The organism is Photobacterium sp. (genome assembly GCF_057456235.1).
The window spans coordinates 192,130-208,627 of sequence record NZ_JBVCPH010000001.1 but is presented as its reverse complement, the minus strand read 5'-3'; the positions used below and the strand labels follow the sequence as shown (position 1 = coordinate 208,627).

Sequence of the window (16,498 nt, the reverse complement as noted above, 5' to 3'; positions counted from 1 at the left end):
TTCGCGGAGTTATATCAAAGTGTTGAGTATTATGAATTCGCCTTAAGCATATCCAGCGCCACCGCTTCGGCGACTTTAATACCATCAATGCCGGCAGATAAAATACCACCGGCATAACCAGCACCTTCACCACCAGGGTAGAGGCCTTTAGTGCTGATACTCTGAAAATCTTTGCCACGTTTTATTTGCACTGGTGAAGAGGTGCGAGTTTCTACCCCTGTCAGCATTGCGTCAGCTTGGGCAAATCCACGGATTTTCTTATTGAATGCAGGCAAAGCTTCGCGTATTGCTTCAATGGCAAAATCAGGCAAGCTGGTACTTAAGTCAGTCATTGTTACTTCTGGCTTGTATGACGGCTCAACGTCACCATACGGCTTAGCTTCTGCACCCGATAAGAAATCACCAACACGTTGCGCAGGTGCTTGGTAAGTGCTGCCACCTAAGATATAAGCATTACGCTCTAACTTACGCTGTAATGCGATACCTTGCAGCGGATCATTATTAAAATCACTGGGTGCAATCCCAACCACAATCGCACTATTGGCATTGCGCTCACTACGCGAATATTGGCTCATGCCGTTAGTGACAACGGCTTCGGTTTCAGAGGTCGCGGCAACGACTACACCGCCAGGACACATACAGAAACTGTATACTGAACGACCATTCTTACAATGGTGTACCAGTTTGTAGTCGGCTGCGCCTAAAATCGGGTGGCCTGCATTCGTGCCGAAACGCGCTTGGTCAATCAGTTCTTGTTTATGCTCAATACGGAAGCCGACAGAAAAAGACTGTGCTTCGAGATACACGCCTTTATCATGCAACATCTGTACAGTATCGCGGGCACTGTGGCCAATTGCTAACGTTACATGCTTGGAATCAATGACATCGCCACTGCTAAGCGTTACACCTGTGACCTGGTTATCTTCGATATTGATTTCATCAACGCGTGTTTCAAAACGAATTTCACCGCCAAGCTCCAGGATTTTACTGCGCATGCGCTCAACCATAGTCACCAGCTTGAACGTACCGATGTGTGGTTTGCTCACATAGATAATTTCAGCCGGTGCACCAGCAGCCACGAACTCTTGCTTTACTTTTAGGCCCAGGAAATTTGGATCTTTCACTTGGCTGTATAGTTTACCGTCAGAGAATGTCCCCGCACCACCTTCACCAAACTGTACGTTTGACTCAGTATTCAGTTCACCTTTGCGCCAAAAACGGAAGGTATCTTTTGAGCGTTCATGTACCGATTTTCCGCGCTCTAAAATAATGGGTTTGAAACCCATTTGCGCAAGAATCAAGCCAGTAAACAGACCACACGGACCCATACCAATGACGATTGGACGCTCCTGCAAATCAGCAGGTGCTTGTGCCACATACTTATACGTTGTATCTGGCGACGGCTTAACTTGCTGATCACGCTCAAAGTGACTTAAGAGTGCATCTTCATCCACATCGGTCAGGGTTACATCCAGGGTGTAAATTAAGGTGATCACATTACGTTTACGAGCATCATAACCACGTTTAAATATATGAATGTCGACAAGCTGCTCTGCCGTAATCGACAGTTTATTTAAAACAAAATTGCGCAATGCATCTTCATCATGATCTAACGGCAACTTAACTTCGTTCAGACGTATCATTGTGTGTTTCACCTAACAGGATATGGTTATGGTTCATAATCTAGGCGCGCAGTTTACGTGATTTAGATCCAAATTGAAATTGGCAAGGCATCCATACAACATGCTAAAGAGCTTGGTATTTCATTCATAAAAAACGGGTTTAAAAGCCGATGTTGAGGCGAAGACAAGAATGAACGTGGAGAATGAACCTATCGTGGGTGTTAGTTGCTATTTATTCAATACCCTATGGTAACTGAATATAGATACCGCGGGTGAACAGCAAAAATGATTTTTTTATCAAAATTAATGCTCTTTATGTTGTCAAACTATGAACCAGGCCAACCCTGACAGGACAAAAGTCCTCATTACTAAATCGGTCAATTCATTACAATAGCACCATTATGAATAAGTTCAAAAAGGAACGAAAATGGACATATTGACCTGGTTTGATATCAACAATACTTTAGTAAATATCCCCATTGGTGGCGGTTACGCCATGTCGTGGATTGAAGCGATAGGGACAATCTTTGGGCTACTCTGTATCTGGAATGCCAGCCAAGAGAAAACCATAAATTACTTGTTTGGCCTGATTAATGTCGTTCTTTTTGCCATTATTTTTTATCAGATCCAGCTTTATGGGATTTTACTGTTACAGCTGTTTTTCTTCTGTGCCAATGTCTATGGGTGGTACGCGTGGACGAGACCAACTTCTGAAACCGGAGATATGCTCGAAATTCGTTGGTTAAGCAAGCAAAAAATGGCATTTACCGCCGCTGTCACTGTATTGGCAATTGCTGTAATGACTGTCTATATTGATCCTATTTTCTTTGCGTTGGCAAATGTCACTGTTGATATTATGAATCTATTGGGTGCCGATATTTCTCGTCCGGAGTTATCTCCTGATGCTTTCCCATTCTGGGACTCAGTAATGACGATACTGTCGGTTGTTGCTCAAATTTTGATGACCAGGAAGTATGTTGAAAACTGGATCTTATGGGTTGTGATTAACGTTATCAGTGTTTGTATTTATGCCGCTCAAGGTGTGTACGCCCTGTCAATCGAATACGCTATTTTGCTCTTCATTGCAGCCAATGGTACTCGTCACTGGATGAACCAGGCAAAGAAAAATCAAAGAAAAACGAATGGAATGAAAGAAGACAAAGTGAGCGCTGTATGAGTAAGCAACCGCATATAAATACTACGGCAGGGCAAATCGCAAAGCATGTTATTGTTTGTGGTGAGCCAGATCGTGTTAATCGCATTGCCGCATTTCTTGATAATGCAGAGCTTATTGCTGATAACCGTGAGTACCGTGTAATCAATGGCTTTTATCACAACCAAATGGTTACGGTTTGCAGTACAGGCATTGGTGCACCTTCTGCCATTATTGCTTTAGAAGAGCTGAATAATTGCGGTGCTAAGTTCATTGTACGAGTGGGTTCTGCTGGTGCTTTACAAGCAGATATAGGGTTAGGCGATCTGATTATAGCTGAAGCGGCCGTTCGTGACGAAGGTGGCTCTAAAGCTTATGTCGATGCTCAGTTTCCAGCTTATGCCAGCCATCGCTTGGTCGCAGGCCTGGAGGCTTCAATCGTGCAGCAAGCTTATCCGGCTCATTCTGGAATGGTTCGCTCACACGATAGTTTTTATACTGATGATGAAGATAAGATCTGCCAGTACTGGAGCGAAAAAGGTGTACTTGGCGCAGATATGGAAACATCAGCACTGTTTACTGTCGGTAAGCTTCGCGGCCTACAGGTCGCAGCCGTTTTGAATAACGTTGTACTTTATCAACAAGATGTTAAAGACGGTGTTAATCAGTATATAAGTGCTGATGAAGTTATGCTGAAAGGTGAGCGCGCGGGCATTAAAGCGGCGTTGCATGCTTTGTCATTACAGATTTAGTTCAGTAGTTCATAGCAGTGGAGTAAGCAAGGAATCCTGAGGGAAATTATTATGAACCTGATTTGCTGGTCAGCCAATGTGTGACCAGCAAAGATCCATGTATAAATTGTTGTCACATTACCCTGCATTCATTACGCTTATGCAACCATAATAAATTGGCCAGCCCATCAATATGCAATTAAAACCTCATCATACTGGACGCTTTGCTAATCATCTTTGTCATCTGTATGAAGAATTTAGAGCAGCTTTTTATCAATGCCAAAGTCATAGTCAGTATTTTCAGGAAGGTGAAGACATTCTGCGGCAGGGGCAAGCTGTTGAGAATATATACCTTGTATCGGTCGGTCGAGTATCAATGAATATCGCTGCGGTGAATGGCCGACGTTTTCAGTTAGGAGAGGTTGACTGCGATTACCATATTTATGGTGAGATGGAATTTTTTACTGGGACAGTGTGTCAGTGGAGTGTTATCGCCGAAGATGACATGGAAGTTGAGGTCATCTGTATACATGCATTAACACAGTTACTAACAGAACGGCCTGAATTTAACTTGTTCTTTTCTTGTGCGTTAGCCAGTGATTATCAGGATTCCCTTGATATCTATACTAATCGTTTATTGCACCCTATTACTTACAATATAGCCTATGACTTATGGCATCGTTCTCAAACAAATGTAGTATTAGGACGTTTTGATAAAGCTGGGATGGAGGCGGAGCGCTTTGGCACCACAAGCCGGGTGTATCGACGGGCGGTAAAAGAATTAGTGGATAAAGGGTTAGTTGATAAAGACGGTGCAGAAGTTCGAATAGTCGATGCGGCAGGGTTGAAAGCGTTCATTGACCATTTTGAATAGCGTATTCTCTCAAAGATCACCGTTAAAGCTTGCAAAAATAAAGCTTGCGCTTTAACACGTAACTTATTACTTTGCCCTAATGACCGAATATACTGTTCAGACCGGAACAGTAAAGGTGACAGAGGGATTGTCATCTGAAGAAACATGGACAACATCGTTTTTGGAGTACGATAAATGAACCATAATCCTCTCGTGCCGTTGCTGACCCCAACGTCGCTGCAGACTTCGACACAGAATAGATCACACGCTCATCTCAATTCTGCTTTTACTGCCTCTAGCCAATTTTTTGGCTTCTTTACTTTTTCAAGCTTTAGCACGTTTAGCTATTAATCGTCGCGCTTTACGCCGTCTCGGGTAATTGTCTGTCTGTTTTATCGCATCAAGCTGATTGATCTCAGTTTAAATAAGCATATTGCGTATGCAGATAACGACGATCTCTCCAGACAAAGAATCAAAAGAATTTAGAGGTAAACGTTGTGAATATGAAGTTAATGGGCAGTGCGTTAATTGTCGCAGGCACGGCACTGGGTGCCGGTATGCTCGCGATCCCTATGGTGCTGGCGCAGTTCGGCTTGTTATGGGGTACATTGCTGATGCTGGTGATCTGGCTCGGCACGACTTATGCGGCCTTGCTGTTACTTGAAGTCAGTATCAAGTCAGGCGGCGGGTTGGGTATGAATACCATCGCCAGAAAAACCCTGGGCAAAGGCGGCCAGGTGGTGACCAATGGACTGCTTTATGCGCTACTGGTCTGCTTGCTCATGGCCTACATCATCGGTGCGGGTGATTTGGTTAAGAAAATGACCGCAGGGTTAGGCCTTGAACTGAGCATGCTACAAAGCCAGATCATCTTTACACTTATTGCTGGCGCAGTCGTGGCTGCAGGTACTGCCGTTGTTGATAAGCTGAACCGTGTACTCTTTGCGACCATGGTGGTAGTGCTTGCACTTACCCTGATGTCGCTGATGCCGAGCATGTCATTCGACCACCTTTTTGAAGCGACCAATAATAGCAAAGTCGACCTGATTAAAACCAGCTCAGTATTGTTTACCAGTTTTGGCTTTATGGTCGTGATCCCATCTCTTGTGACATACAACGGTGATGCGACACACAAACAGCTGCGTAATATGGTTGTTGCCGGCTCTGTTATCCCGCTTGCCTGCTACCTGTTGTGGCTTTACGCTGTTGTGGGCAACCTAACGCCTGAGCAGTTAGTGAAATTCTCGAATGTCTCTGAACTGATCGCGGCATTAGGCGAACGCTTTACCAGCATTCAGGTTATTTTGTCGGGCTTTACCGGGTTGGCGCTATTAACATCATTTTTGGGTGTGGCGATGGCGCTGTTTGATCAAAATGCCGATACATTTAAGCAAAATCGGGTGGTAACTTACGTTCTGACCTTCATTCTGCCGCTGGCTGGCGCATTATGGGCTGCTGATCAATTCTTGTCAGTGCTGGGTTATGCCGGTTTTATCTTAGTGTTCCTGGCTATTTTTGTTCCAATGGCGATGACGATTAAAGTACGTAGCCCTGAAAGGCTGACACTTGTTGAACAGGATACTGTCGCAGAGTGCTATCAGGCTGGAGGTGGGCAGTTTGCCTTAGGGCTGAGTTTTATGTTCGGTTGTTTTTTATTGGCAGCGCAGCTTATCTAGTCCCCAGTGAGCAATGTTTAAGTAAGGCAAAATAGTCTTATAATTGATAGCAGGCGTTTATCGAAAGGTGAGCGCCTGTTTTGCTATTTCCACTACGGTAATCGCGCATGAACGGGTGGGGATATTGTTAAACAGATGGGAGTAACAGGGGCACTCAGTTTGACCGAACTAAGTACACCCCATTAGTGGTAAAGCTTTAAATGACCGAAAAATAAAGGCTTACCTTTAAGTGATACCGTTTTCCATTGGAGTACGAACAGGAATTCGGTGGAAAACAGCACCTCTTAACTTGCAGCGAATCATACAAACTTTCATTATTGGCTGCCACAAAACAGGGTGTTTAAGTCGCGGGACATTGCACCAAAAGTGTAAAGTAAATAATACAGCCACATTTCTCTACTATGATTCTATCAATGAAAACGTCAGTTAGGTGATGGAACCAGTGACAGGGGGGAGGTATATCCATTATCGTATTGATAAAGTAGGTTGGAGATGTCACCACAAGGAAAAATCATGTTCTGGACTAAAGCTGAACAGGTCGTCGAGCGAGCTTTGGAAAATGGAAGCCTGCTGCCAATTGCAACGGAGGCGACAACCATTGTTGAAAACGGTATCGAGTTTTTAGGCCATGTCGTTACAAACAATGCGGCCAAGAAGTTTACTTCAGCCAATAAACAGGACAATCCCTTTCTTCCCTATGAAGAAGAAATGTATGTTGCCGATGCCGGCAAGGGGCATGTCTGCCTGCTCAATAAATATCCGGTGCTGAACCCGCATTTGCTTATCTGTTCTCGTGAATTTATTTCGCAAGCGGCCCCGCTGGAATTACAGGATTTTGTCGCCTGGATAATGGGATTTGATCATGACCAAGTACTGGGATTTTATAATGGTGGCACCCTGGCGGGGGCAAGTCAGACACATCGACATATGCAGTTGGTGAAAACACCTATTCCTTTGGAAGGTGCTATTCTCAGCGACTCTCTTCCATTTAGGCACCGTTTATACCGCTTTGACTCACTGAACAGTGAACACCTGTATTTGTGTTACCTCGCCGGTTTGAAAGAACTCGGTTTATCAGACATACAGAGCCTGAACGTGGACCAGGAATGCAAACCCTATAATCTGATACTGACTAAAAAATGGATGCTGTTAGTGCCACGGGTAACCAATAATATCCATGGCGTGTTTGCCAACGGTATAAACTACAGCGGTCGCTTTCTGGTAAAACAGCCTGAACAGCTAGCGTGGCTACAGCAATATGGCATTATGCGTTTTCTGGGGGAGTGCAGTCAGGGCTGAAGCGATTAGCTTTAACTCAAACCCGGATATTCAGTTGCTGGCGAATATGACGTGACAAAGTATCAATGCCGATGCAGAGCAAGGCGGAAATAACAATATAAGAGATAGCACGGTCAAAGCGCATATCTTCAAATGCGGAGTCGATATAAAAGCCCAGCGTCGTGACACCGAGTACCCCTAGTATGGCGGTTTCACGCATGATGACTTCCCAGCGATAGAAGATAAAGGCAAGGAAGCTACTGTATATTCTGGGTAAGACTTCATACAGATAAAGGGAAATTGCCTGCCCACGATTTACCTTTCCTCTGTGAACTCCATGATGTTGTAGCGGCGCATCGGGACGCAGTTGTAAGGTATTGGCTAATTCGGCAATTAAGAAGGCAATTAACCCGCCATTGTGGATAGCGAGCGCTAACACTGCGGGCAGCATTGAAGGCCCCAATAGCAGCAGGAAAATAAACGCCAGGATCATCTCGGGGGTTGAACGCAATACCACCAGTATTCCCTGACCAACCATTCGCCCGGCGAACCCGACAAAGAGTTTGACCGCCAGCGGAAATGCGATGAGGGTGATCACCCCGGTGGCGACGAGCGCCAGATGAGAGAGGATCAGCGTATTGATCAACCCTTCATAGAAGTCACCGGTTAATAACGACCAGTACCAATGCAGTGTTTCCGTTGCGACCTGAAGGTCGATTTCTGTTGCGTGCCGCAAGGGACCCGGCCAAATATCCGAGCCGAAGAAGCGGGCAACGTTATCCCAGTTAATGTGTCCGAACTCAGGGAGATAGAGCCACGCGGCAGCAATATAGGCCGGTAAGAATCTTATTTTGAGCCAGACATTGATTGAGACGATCAACAGGTAGAATAACAACAGTAAAGCACCGGCCTGGGAGTAGTTACCCTGGCTAAAAGCGCTTTCTAAGTGGAATCCGAGCGTCGGCAGGCCAACAAATCCAAGTATGGTGCTGGAGCGCAGAGCACATTCAAAACGATAACGGGTATAGCTGAACAGCTGATCCCGGACCAGAGCCAGCTTGGTATAAATAAAGACACTGAGTACATCGGCTGTGCGAGAAACCGTCAGTGCCGGTGTGTTGTCTGCCTGCTCAAATATTTCGGCATAAACCTTGGCAAAAGTACATGTGTAGGGAATGGAAATGGCGCATAAGGCAGTCAGAGGGGTTAACCCAAAAATCTGCAGAAAGATCAACGCCCAGAACAACTCGTGGATCGATCGAAAGAACGCACAGAGTATTCGTACCGGTCGGTGCGTAAACACCAAGGCAAGAAAAAAGCCAAAGAACGCCCCGAAAGTGATCCCCAGCAAAGCAATGCTCAGGGTAAAGAGCAGGGCGTCGAACAGGTATTCGGTCGCGAAGAAGTCCGGTGTTACCAGACCTGTGAACATTCTTCCCATTTCGGTCCACGGGTCGAGTGTCGAAATCTCCAGGTCGGCCGTCAGGGTCAACGCCAGCGCGATAAGGATAAAAATAAAACTCAGCTTTCCCCGAGCATGACCAGAGCTTTGCATCATGGCTGGTAAAGCTGATTTAGCGCGATGATATCGAGCTGGCTGGTGGGTTTGTCGAAAGCAATCTTGCCATGTTTAAGGCCAATGATACGATCAAAACAGCTCAGTGCCAGCTGTCTGTCGTGAATGGCAACGATAAGCGTGCGGTGTGACTCGCAGATATGCATAAGAAGACGTTGTGCCTGTAGCGGATCGAGGCTTGAAACAGGCTCATCTCCCATAAAAACAGGCTTATTGCGGTACAGGGCACGCCCAATCGCAACCCGTTGTCGTTGTCCGCCAGAAAGCTTATCTACCGATGTCTTCATTTTATCAAGCAGGCCCAGCTTGCTGGCGATTGCGGCAACGTCATTCCACCGCTGTGGCCTGATTAGGTTCCATAAGTTGCCGAAGGCACTGAATTGTTCCAGCCGGGCCATATAAATATTGTTATACAGGCTCAGCGGCCCGACTAAGCCGTGGCTTTGCGGGCAGAACGCGGTCTGATCATGAATAAGCGCGTGGAGCCTGTTGAGTAAGGTCGATTTTCCGGCGCCACTTGGCCCGATCAATGCGACTTTTTCTCCGGCTTCAATTGTCAGGGAGATATGATGCAGAACTGGGCTATTGTCATAGCCTAGTTCTGCATCATTAAGTTCTAATAACACCATTAATCAATCAGGCCGATCGAACGCGCAACATCTTCAACCGGCTCAAAATCTTTGTTGCTGGCTGGCACGAAGCTCTGACGCGGGAAGCTGGCTAATAGCGCAGGATCTTTCATCTCAAGCAATGCCCGAGTCAGCTTTTGCTTTACGTTCTTACCGAATTGAGCATCGACATCGCCACGTATTGTCCACTGATAATCAGGGTAGGCTGGTGTTTCCCAAATAACCGAAACTTTGCTGTTATCTATCTTTCCTGCTTTTAGCTCGTTTTCCCATACTTTATAGTTAACGGCACCAATCAGGTAGGCGCCGGATTGTACCTGCGCGATGGTGCGGCTGTGATCGCCAGAAAAACCGACACGTTTAAATATTTGCTTTGGTGATTTGTCGAAAAAATCACGTAGGTAAAATTCAGGCATCAGGCGGCCTGATGTTGAACCTTTAGAGCCGAAGGTGAAGGTTTTATTTTCGATCTCGGCAGGAAAAGTATCGGACTGTTGTAGCCTGGTAGAAGCATGGGCGATGAAGTAGCTTTTGAAAAACTGATCTTCATAGCCTTGTGCAATGGCTTCTGCCCCCGGGACTAGCTGGCGAGCACGGACACCAGAAAGCCCGCCAAACCAGGCAAGCTGAACCTGGTTATTGCGAAATGCAGTGACTGCTGCAGCGTAAGATTTGACGGGTATATATTTTACTTCAACCCCTGTCTGTTCAGTTAAATAAGTGGCGACTTTATCAAACCGTTCACGTAACCGGTTTTCATTTTCATCAGGAATTGCCGTAAAAGTGAATGTCTGGGCATAGCTTAAGCAACTCATCGTGAATAAAAAAACAGCAAAGATGGCTTTCATCACTATTGGTCCTTCTGATTTAAAATGTTGATGATGATACACAAGGTTTTACCCAACACATAATCAAAGAGATAGATTTATGAGAGGGCATCATGCTGTAGAACAGTGGCCTTGACTGAAAGCCATTGAATTTAAGCTGAACTCCACACCCTGGTTGGTTTGGTTGCGCGTTACCCGGAATAGGGGGTTGGGATAACCTCATAATATCGTCATCGCCATTGTTACCATTCTATTCATTAAATAGGGCCCGCCACGATAGTATTCTTTTTGCCGTGTTTCTTCACAGGTTGACTATAATGGTTATCATACCGTTCCAGGTTTTTGATGCGCATAGCTTTTTCTGCTAGCGTAGCATATCAGGTAAGAGCAAAATTATGTAATAAAGGCAGAAGTGCGGCAGAGGGAACTAAATAAGCCATTCGTTATAGCGGTTAGACGAAAAAACAGAGGAGAAAATTATGTCCCGTTCGCTTATTGATATTGATGACAGCTTTTATGAGCCATTGCACCGTATGCAGGAAGAGCTGACAAGCAATTTCCGGGATTGGCCATTTACCAGTATTCGCGCAACCGGTCATCGGAGTTATCCACCGGCAAACCTCGGGCATACCAACGACAAGGTTATTGTCTACCTGTTTGTGCCCGGACTTGATCTGGCAAGTATCGAATTGAACGCCCGCCATGGTTTGCTGACTATTTCTGGTCAACGTCCAATACCGAAATCTGAAACAGGCAAGTATTACGCCAATGAACGCTTTTCCGGAGAATTTCACCGTTCAATTAGCCTTCCTGACTATGCCGATCCGGATCAGGCCGATGCCAATTACCGTGATGGAATATTGACCGTTAGCTTTCGCCGAAACGAAGATGCGTTGTTACCGAAAAAAATAGAAATCAAATGACAGAACGGAGGTTGCTATGAGTAACGAACAATACACTTCAGAGCAGAAGAATCGGCATTATATCAGCCCTCGCGTCGATATCAGCGAAGATCCGGATGGTATTAGTCTGTATGCAGATATGCCCGGAGTGACACGTGACGGACTTTTTATCGAGGCGCTTGAGAATAAGCTATCCATCAAAGGTGAAATCAACCTTGAGCCTGAGGTAAACTATACCCCAATTATGAATGAAGTACATTATAACGGCTACTCACGTGAGTTTACATTGAGCAAAGAGTTTGACAGTGCAAATATTTCTGCCAGTTTCAACGATGGTGTGCTTTATCTGCATATACCTAAGCGTGAAGAGCTAAAACCGACACGAATCAAAATCAGTGTCGACTGATTGGGGTAAATATCGGCTTAAAAAGTCTGACGTTCATCACTGAAGAAAGGTGCTATGGAATATCGTGATTATTACGCGACCCTTGATGTTCCCCGCAACGCATCTCAGGCGGATATTAAGCGTGCTTATAAAAAATTGGCGCGCAAATACCATCCGGATGTCTGTAAAGAAGCGGATGCCGATAAAAAATTCATGCAGGTTCGTGAAGCTTATGAAGCGCTAAAAGATCCTAAAAAGCGTGCGGCCTATGATCAGCTTGGGGACAGTTGGCGCTCCGGGCAGGAATTTACATCGCCGCCTAACTGGGAGCGGAACTTTCATTTTTCGGGTGACAATTTTACCCAGGGAAATGGGGCTGCGTTTTCCGACTTTTTTGAATCCCTGTTCGGCAATCCGTTTCGACAGGCATCTGCCAACTCTCACCAGGCGTTCCGCGGGCATCATCGCTTCACGACCAAAGGGGAAGATCAGCATGCCAGAATTCAGATCGATATTGAAGATAGTTTCCATGGCACGACACGAACACTGACGCTGCAAGATCCCTCATCTGGCGGGCAACAGGTTCAAACAATTAGCTTGCGCATTCCTAAAGGGATCCGGGAGGGGCAACAAATACGCCTGAAAGGTAAGGGGTTACCGGGACAATCGGGTGGAGCCAACGGGGATCTATATCTTGAAGTCACTTTCCGGCCCCATCCATTCTACAAAATGGAGCAAAAAAACCTCTGCCTGCAGCTCCCCATTGCCCCATGGGAGGCGGCATTGGGTGCTAAAGTAAAGCTGCCGACCCCAACCGGCCCGCTTGAGGTTACCATTCCGGCCAACTCCGCATCCGGACAGACATTACGGCTTAGTGGGCGTGGCCTGCCCGGAAATCCTGCCGGCGATATGCTGGTCAAGCTGAATATAGTGTTACCCAAGGTGGACGATGAGCAGTCTAAGGCGTTGTTCCGAAAGATGAAAGACATGATGCCCTTTAATCCACGCAGTAAACTGGGAGTCTAGCCAATGACTGAGCGACGTACTCCAAACCAGCTGACCATTACCATAATAGCAGAACATGAGCCGACACTGACTCTGGTCGAGTTATGCCGAGCCTGTGGCACGCACCCCGAGTGGGTGATTGCTTTGGTTGAGGAAGGAATACTCGATCCTCAAGGTGATCGGCCAATACACTGGCGGTTTGAAACGACTTGCCTGAGGCGCGCCCGCAGTGCCCAGAGAATGGAACGTGATTTAGGGTTGAACCTGCCGGGTATAGCCGTCGCATTGGATTTGCTGGATGAGGTGGAGCGCTTGCAGCGTAAACTTGACAGTCAAATGTAAAGTTTATTGCCAGGAGAAAAGCAATCCCGGAGCAAACAATAAATAAAGGGACTGAAGATGTTCGCTCTTATCGTCGCTAGGTTTCCATTGTTCTTAATAATTCTTTGATCTGCTCTGCATCAGCTTCAGATATGAGGTACTGCTGGATGTATTGCTGTAAATGCTCAGATTGTGCTGTTCGCAAATAGTTTCTTATCAATCGCCGCTGAACCCGCGCGGAAATAAGAGGTTGTTGGCGCTCAATGGTTTCGATTTTTGTTTCGCTGCTATCTAGCCAGCCTTGCCATATCTTCGCGACACTTTCGGCGACGGCTGCTGGAATTTCTTCATCTTCGGTCCATACCTTTAACTCGTCGAGTACATTATTGCAGCTGAGAAATCTAGCCCAGGCCATCTCGTATTCTTGCTCTATAAATTTTTGCGAGGAGCTTTTAATATGTGTTTTTACGCGATGAAGCCAGCCAGATAACTCTTTAGGCAGTAGAGAGAATTTCGGCCTTTGGTATTGGTGGCGGATCGCTTCCATTTGTTCATCAAGCGAGTTTTTCAGCTCTTCAAAGATAACACCTCTAATCAATCCTTGGTCAAATAGCCGATATAAGTAACCTATCTCAATACTCGCGCAACGTAGCATGAGACGATTCCATAAGCCGATCGGGCCCACTTCAACGCTAAACCAGTGCTGCAACTGTTTCTCCTGAGCGTCAATCATAGGGAGCAGCTTGAGGGAAAGTTCTTGCGGAGCGCCTGTTTTGGCGAATGCCGAATTGAGCAAGGGCTGCAATGCTTTCCGGCTATGATGAAGTGTTGACAGGGTGAGTTCCGCACAGGCAATACTGTCATTAATGTCTCGTTCTTTTAGGCCTAAATGAGAAGTAAGCGGGCCAATAAGTAGTCCTTGGAGCAGTGTGGTGAAAAAGACCACGTTGATAGCGACAGACAATATGGTTTCATTTCCGAACAGAGTCACCAGTCCCATAGCCAGGGCCATGGTCACAGCCCCACGCAGTCCGCCGACAAATATAAGGTGGCGGAACTCAATGGGGATTGCTTTAGCCTGGCGCTGCAGGTGACCGATTTTGGGGATCAGGCCGTAGGCGATAAATGCGCGTGACAGCCACAGCGCAACAAGTACAATCAGCGATATGGCGGCATTTTCCCAAATCAGGGCTAAATCCATCCAGAGCCCCACAATCAGGAAAATGCTGGCCGTTGTAATAAAAGAGAGGTAAGACCAAAAGTGATTGAGATACTGCTGGGATTTACGCGAAATGGGGAGCGGTGCCTTGCTTGCTAGGGTAATGCCGGCGGTGGTTGTTGCTACTATGCCACTGGCATTCAGAATTTCTTCAGCGAAGAGATAGCTACCGAAAGCTAAAAGCAGGCTGAGGCTGATTTCCAAAAAGGGATCATCCGGCATCTTCTTTAACAGCTGAAGCAAGAATAGGGCAAGTAGCCAGCCACAAATAATACCGCCGCCGAGTGTCAATAGGAAAAGACCGCTACCGTTCCATAGGGTCGGCCAGAATCCTTCTGCGAAAGCAAAACTCACCACCAGTATTTTAGTCAGAGTAATGGCGGTGGCATCGTTGAACAGGCTTTCGCCCTCAATCAGCATGATCAAATCTTTGGGTGCCCCGAGCTGGCGAAAGGCAGTAATGACTGCGCTGGGATCAGTGGCACTTAAGATTGCCCCGAGCAGCAAGGCTACGTGCCAGTCAAGGGTGGTAAATCCGCTAATAAATGCTGCAACCACTAACGTGGAAATGAGTACTCCAGGTAGAGCCAGCACAAAAATGGCCAGCCTGTTTGCGGCTAATTTACTGATATCCAGATTGTAGGCTGTTTCGAATACGAGGGTGGGCAAGAGTACAAAAAGGATAATGTCGTGTGCAATCTCTTTTGTTGCCAGCGCCTCCAGTGGCAGGGCGAGTAAATCCTGCGTTTCATGGAGAAAAAGCCCGGCCAGCACTAGCAACACGGAGTAGGGAATCCTGGTCAGCTTAGCCAGCGGTTTAGTAATGGCCGACGCGAACAGCAAGATGAACATGGCCATTAAGAATTCTGAGATAGAATAAACCACTAAAGATGACCTCCTGAAGGGAACATGTCACGACATTTAAAGCACGTATTAGTGAGGTAACCTTACACATACCAAGGAGAATGGAATGGATACTATTGACAATAGCTCATTTTAGGTCGGAAGTGATCTGACAGAGTTTTTGCTGTTCAATCATTTATGATGGGGAAGCAATAAAATAACCCTAAGAGCCTCGTTGAAACGAGCATCTTAAGGTTACTTAAGTAGAATGTAACTTGGTTGATAGTCAGAAGAGCCGCTAAAGCGATGCTTTTGCGTTTTCAGCAATTAAGTGATCGACGTCCTTTATGAATTTCTGTGTCATGGCTGTCAGCTTATGGCTGTCATCATTCATTTGCTGAGAGAGTTTAGTCAGGTTTTCTAACTGTTGGTTATTGCAAGCGGCTAAAGACTGAACATCCTTGACTTCACCAGTCGCCTTTAGCTGAGATAAGCCAATATCTCTATATTTTTCCATTGCGGTTAATTGAAGTTCTACAATATCTGCAATATTTTTAGTGATGAGTTGATTGAACTTCACATATGGGGCAAATGCTTTTTCAGTTTTTTCGATATATGTTTCAAACATTTCCGGGTACATATTGTGACTCCTCATTGGGGATTATTAGCCCGCTCATACGGCCAAATTGGTCAAAAAGACGAAGGCTTATTGCATGTATAAACCACCGTTTATCGACAATGTTTCTCCGGTGATATAGGTGGCGGCGTCGCTTGCAAGGTAGGCAACTGCACCTGCGACTTCATCTGGTGTCGCCAGGCGTTTCAGCGGTATTTGTGCTTTGATACGTTCCAGTGCGGCGGGCTGAATTTCTTCTACCATCGGTGTACCAGTATAACCAGGTGCAATCACGTTAACAGTTACCCCAAAACGTGCGCCTTCTGCAGCAAGGGCTTTAGTAAAGCCGATCATGCCAGCTTTAGCCGCTGAATAGTTTGTCTGACCGAACTGACCTTTTAAGCCATTGACCGATGAGATATTGATGATGCGGGCATTTCCGCGCTCACACATGGAAGAAAAAAGAGGTTGGGTGACATTAAACAGACTATTGAGATTAGTATTAATCACCTCATGCCACTGCTCTACGGACATACGTGTAAAGGTTGAATCGCGCGTTATCCCTGCGTTATTCACCAGAACATCAATATGACCTTCATCCTGAAGCAAAGACTCAAGAGATTCTCGGCAAGATTGAGTGTTGGTAATATCAAGGGGGAGTAAGCGTACCTGATTGTCTGAATAGTTATTTTTTTTAAACCATTCAATAGCATATTCTTTATTACCTGGAGAGTAACCGGCAATAACACGATAACCTGCATCAAGAAGAACATTTGTAATTGAAGACCCAATTCCGCCCTTTGCACCCGTTACTAATACTTTCTTTTTCATTGAAGTTAATTCCCTGTCGTTATCTCGTGAA

General features: G+C 45.9%; 16 protein-coding genes. 9 read left to right on the top strand and 7 right to left on the bottom strand.

Annotation, left to right across the window (positions count from 1 at the left end):
* Positions 1-29: 29 nt before the first annotated feature.
* Entirely contained in the window at positions 30-1,643 is a 1,614-nt protein-coding gene (locus AC2204_RS00785) for an NAD(P)/FAD-dependent oxidoreductase (protein ID WP_318923401.1), read from the bottom strand.
* A 406-nt stretch (positions 1,644-2,049) separates the two neighbouring features.
* Between AC2204_RS00785 and pnuC the strand changes: the two genes are divergently transcribed.
* The 5 genes from pnuC (at position 2,050) to AC2204_RS00760 (ending at position 7,334) form a co-directional block, all read left to right on the top strand.
* Complete coding sequence (gene pnuC / locus AC2204_RS00780) at positions 2,050-2,799, top strand: nicotinamide riboside transporter PnuC (RefSeq protein WP_318923400.1); 750 nt, start codon at positions 2,050-2,052, stop codon at positions 2,797-2,799.
* Complete coding sequence (locus AC2204_RS00775; RefSeq protein ID WP_318923399.1) at positions 2,796-3,527, top strand: nucleoside phosphorylase; 732 nt, start codon at positions 2,796-2,798, stop codon at positions 3,525-3,527. Before pnuC ends, AC2204_RS00775 begins: the two co-directional genes overlap by 4 nt.
* 172 nt (positions 3,528-3,699) lie before the next feature.
* Complete coding sequence (locus AC2204_RS00770) at positions 3,700-4,380, top strand: Crp/Fnr family transcriptional regulator (RefSeq protein ID WP_318923398.1); 681 nt, start codon at positions 3,700-3,702, stop codon at positions 4,378-4,380.
* Positions 4,381-4,856: 476 nt separating this feature from the next.
* Complete coding sequence (locus tag AC2204_RS00765; RefSeq protein ID WP_318923397.1) at positions 4,857-6,035, top strand: amino acid permease; 1,179 nt, start codon at positions 4,857-4,859, stop codon at positions 6,033-6,035.
* Between the two features lie 513 nt (positions 6,036-6,548).
* Positions 6,549-7,334, top strand: a complete 786-nt coding sequence (locus tag AC2204_RS00760) for an ATP adenylyltransferase family protein (RefSeq protein ID WP_318923395.1) — start codon at positions 6,549-6,551, stop codon at positions 7,332-7,334.
* A 16-nt stretch (positions 7,335-7,350) separates the two neighbouring features.
* Here AC2204_RS00760 and AC2204_RS00755 read toward each other — a convergent pair whose 3' ends face one another.
* The 3 genes from AC2204_RS00755 to AC2204_RS00745 are packed head-to-tail and all read right to left on the bottom strand — an operon-like array spanning position 7,351 to position 10,366.
* Positions 7,351-8,871 carry a PhnE/PtxC family ABC transporter permease gene (locus AC2204_RS00755; RefSeq protein ID WP_318923393.1) on the bottom strand — a complete coding sequence of 507 codons (1,521 nt, stop codon included), beginning with the start codon at positions 8,869-8,871 and terminating at the stop codon, positions 7,351-7,353.
* Entirely contained in the window at positions 8,868-9,518 is a 651-nt protein-coding gene (locus AC2204_RS00750) for an ATP-binding cassette domain-containing protein (protein ID WP_318923392.1), read from the bottom strand. The genes AC2204_RS00755 and AC2204_RS00750 overlap by 4 nt, the downstream gene beginning before the upstream one ends.
* A complete protein-coding gene (locus AC2204_RS00745; RefSeq protein WP_318923921.1) occupies positions 9,518-10,366 on the bottom strand; it encodes a putative selenate ABC transporter substrate-binding protein in 849 nt (282 codons plus the stop codon). Before AC2204_RS00745 ends, AC2204_RS00750 begins: the two co-directional genes overlap by 1 nt.
* A 458-nt stretch (positions 10,367-10,824) precedes the next feature.
* On the opposite strand from AC2204_RS00745, the gene AC2204_RS00740 reads away from it, so the two are divergent.
* Genes AC2204_RS00740 through AC2204_RS00725 form a run of 4 tightly spaced genes read left to right on the top strand, consistent with a single transcriptional unit; the run spans position 10,825 to position 12,979 of the window.
* On the top strand, positions 10,825-11,268 hold the full coding sequence (locus AC2204_RS00740) for an Hsp20/alpha crystallin family protein (protein ID WP_318923391.1): 444 nt from the start codon (positions 10,825-10,827) through the stop codon (positions 11,266-11,268).
* Positions 11,269-11,284: 16 nt separating this feature from the next.
* A complete protein-coding gene (locus tag AC2204_RS00735; RefSeq protein WP_318923389.1) occupies positions 11,285-11,653 on the top strand; it encodes an Hsp20/alpha crystallin family protein in 369 nt (122 codons plus the stop codon).
* Between the two features lie 54 nt (positions 11,654-11,707).
* On the top strand, positions 11,708-12,658 hold the full coding sequence (locus tag AC2204_RS00730; protein WP_318923388.1) for a DnaJ C-terminal domain-containing protein: 951 nt from the start codon (positions 11,708-11,710) through the stop codon (positions 12,656-12,658).
* Between the two features lie 3 nt (positions 12,659-12,661).
* Complete coding sequence (locus AC2204_RS00725; protein ID WP_318923387.1) at positions 12,662-12,979, top strand: chaperone modulator CbpM; 318 nt, start codon at positions 12,662-12,664, stop codon at positions 12,977-12,979.
* A gap of 76 nt (positions 12,980-13,055) precedes the next feature.
* Here the strand turns inward: AC2204_RS00725 and AC2204_RS00720 are convergent, their stop codons facing one another.
* From AC2204_RS00720 to AC2204_RS00710, 3 genes are all read right to left on the bottom strand, one after another.
* Positions 13,056-15,062: a cation:proton antiporter gene (locus tag AC2204_RS00720; RefSeq protein ID WP_318923386.1), complete on the bottom strand. Its 2,007-nt coding sequence runs from the start codon at positions 15,060-15,062 to the stop codon at positions 13,056-13,058.
* Between the two features lie 256 nt (positions 15,063-15,318).
* Positions 15,319-15,660, bottom strand: a complete 342-nt coding sequence (locus tag AC2204_RS00715; RefSeq protein ID WP_318923384.1) for a phasin family protein — start codon at positions 15,658-15,660, stop codon at positions 15,319-15,321.
* A 66-nt stretch (positions 15,661-15,726) separates the two neighbouring features.
* The gene (locus tag AC2204_RS00710) at positions 15,727-16,467 is read right to left on the bottom strand and encodes an SDR family oxidoreductase (protein ID WP_318923920.1); all 741 of its coding nucleotides are present in this window, start codon (positions 16,465-16,467) and stop codon (positions 15,727-15,729) included.
* Positions 16,468-16,498: the final 31 nt, after the last annotated feature.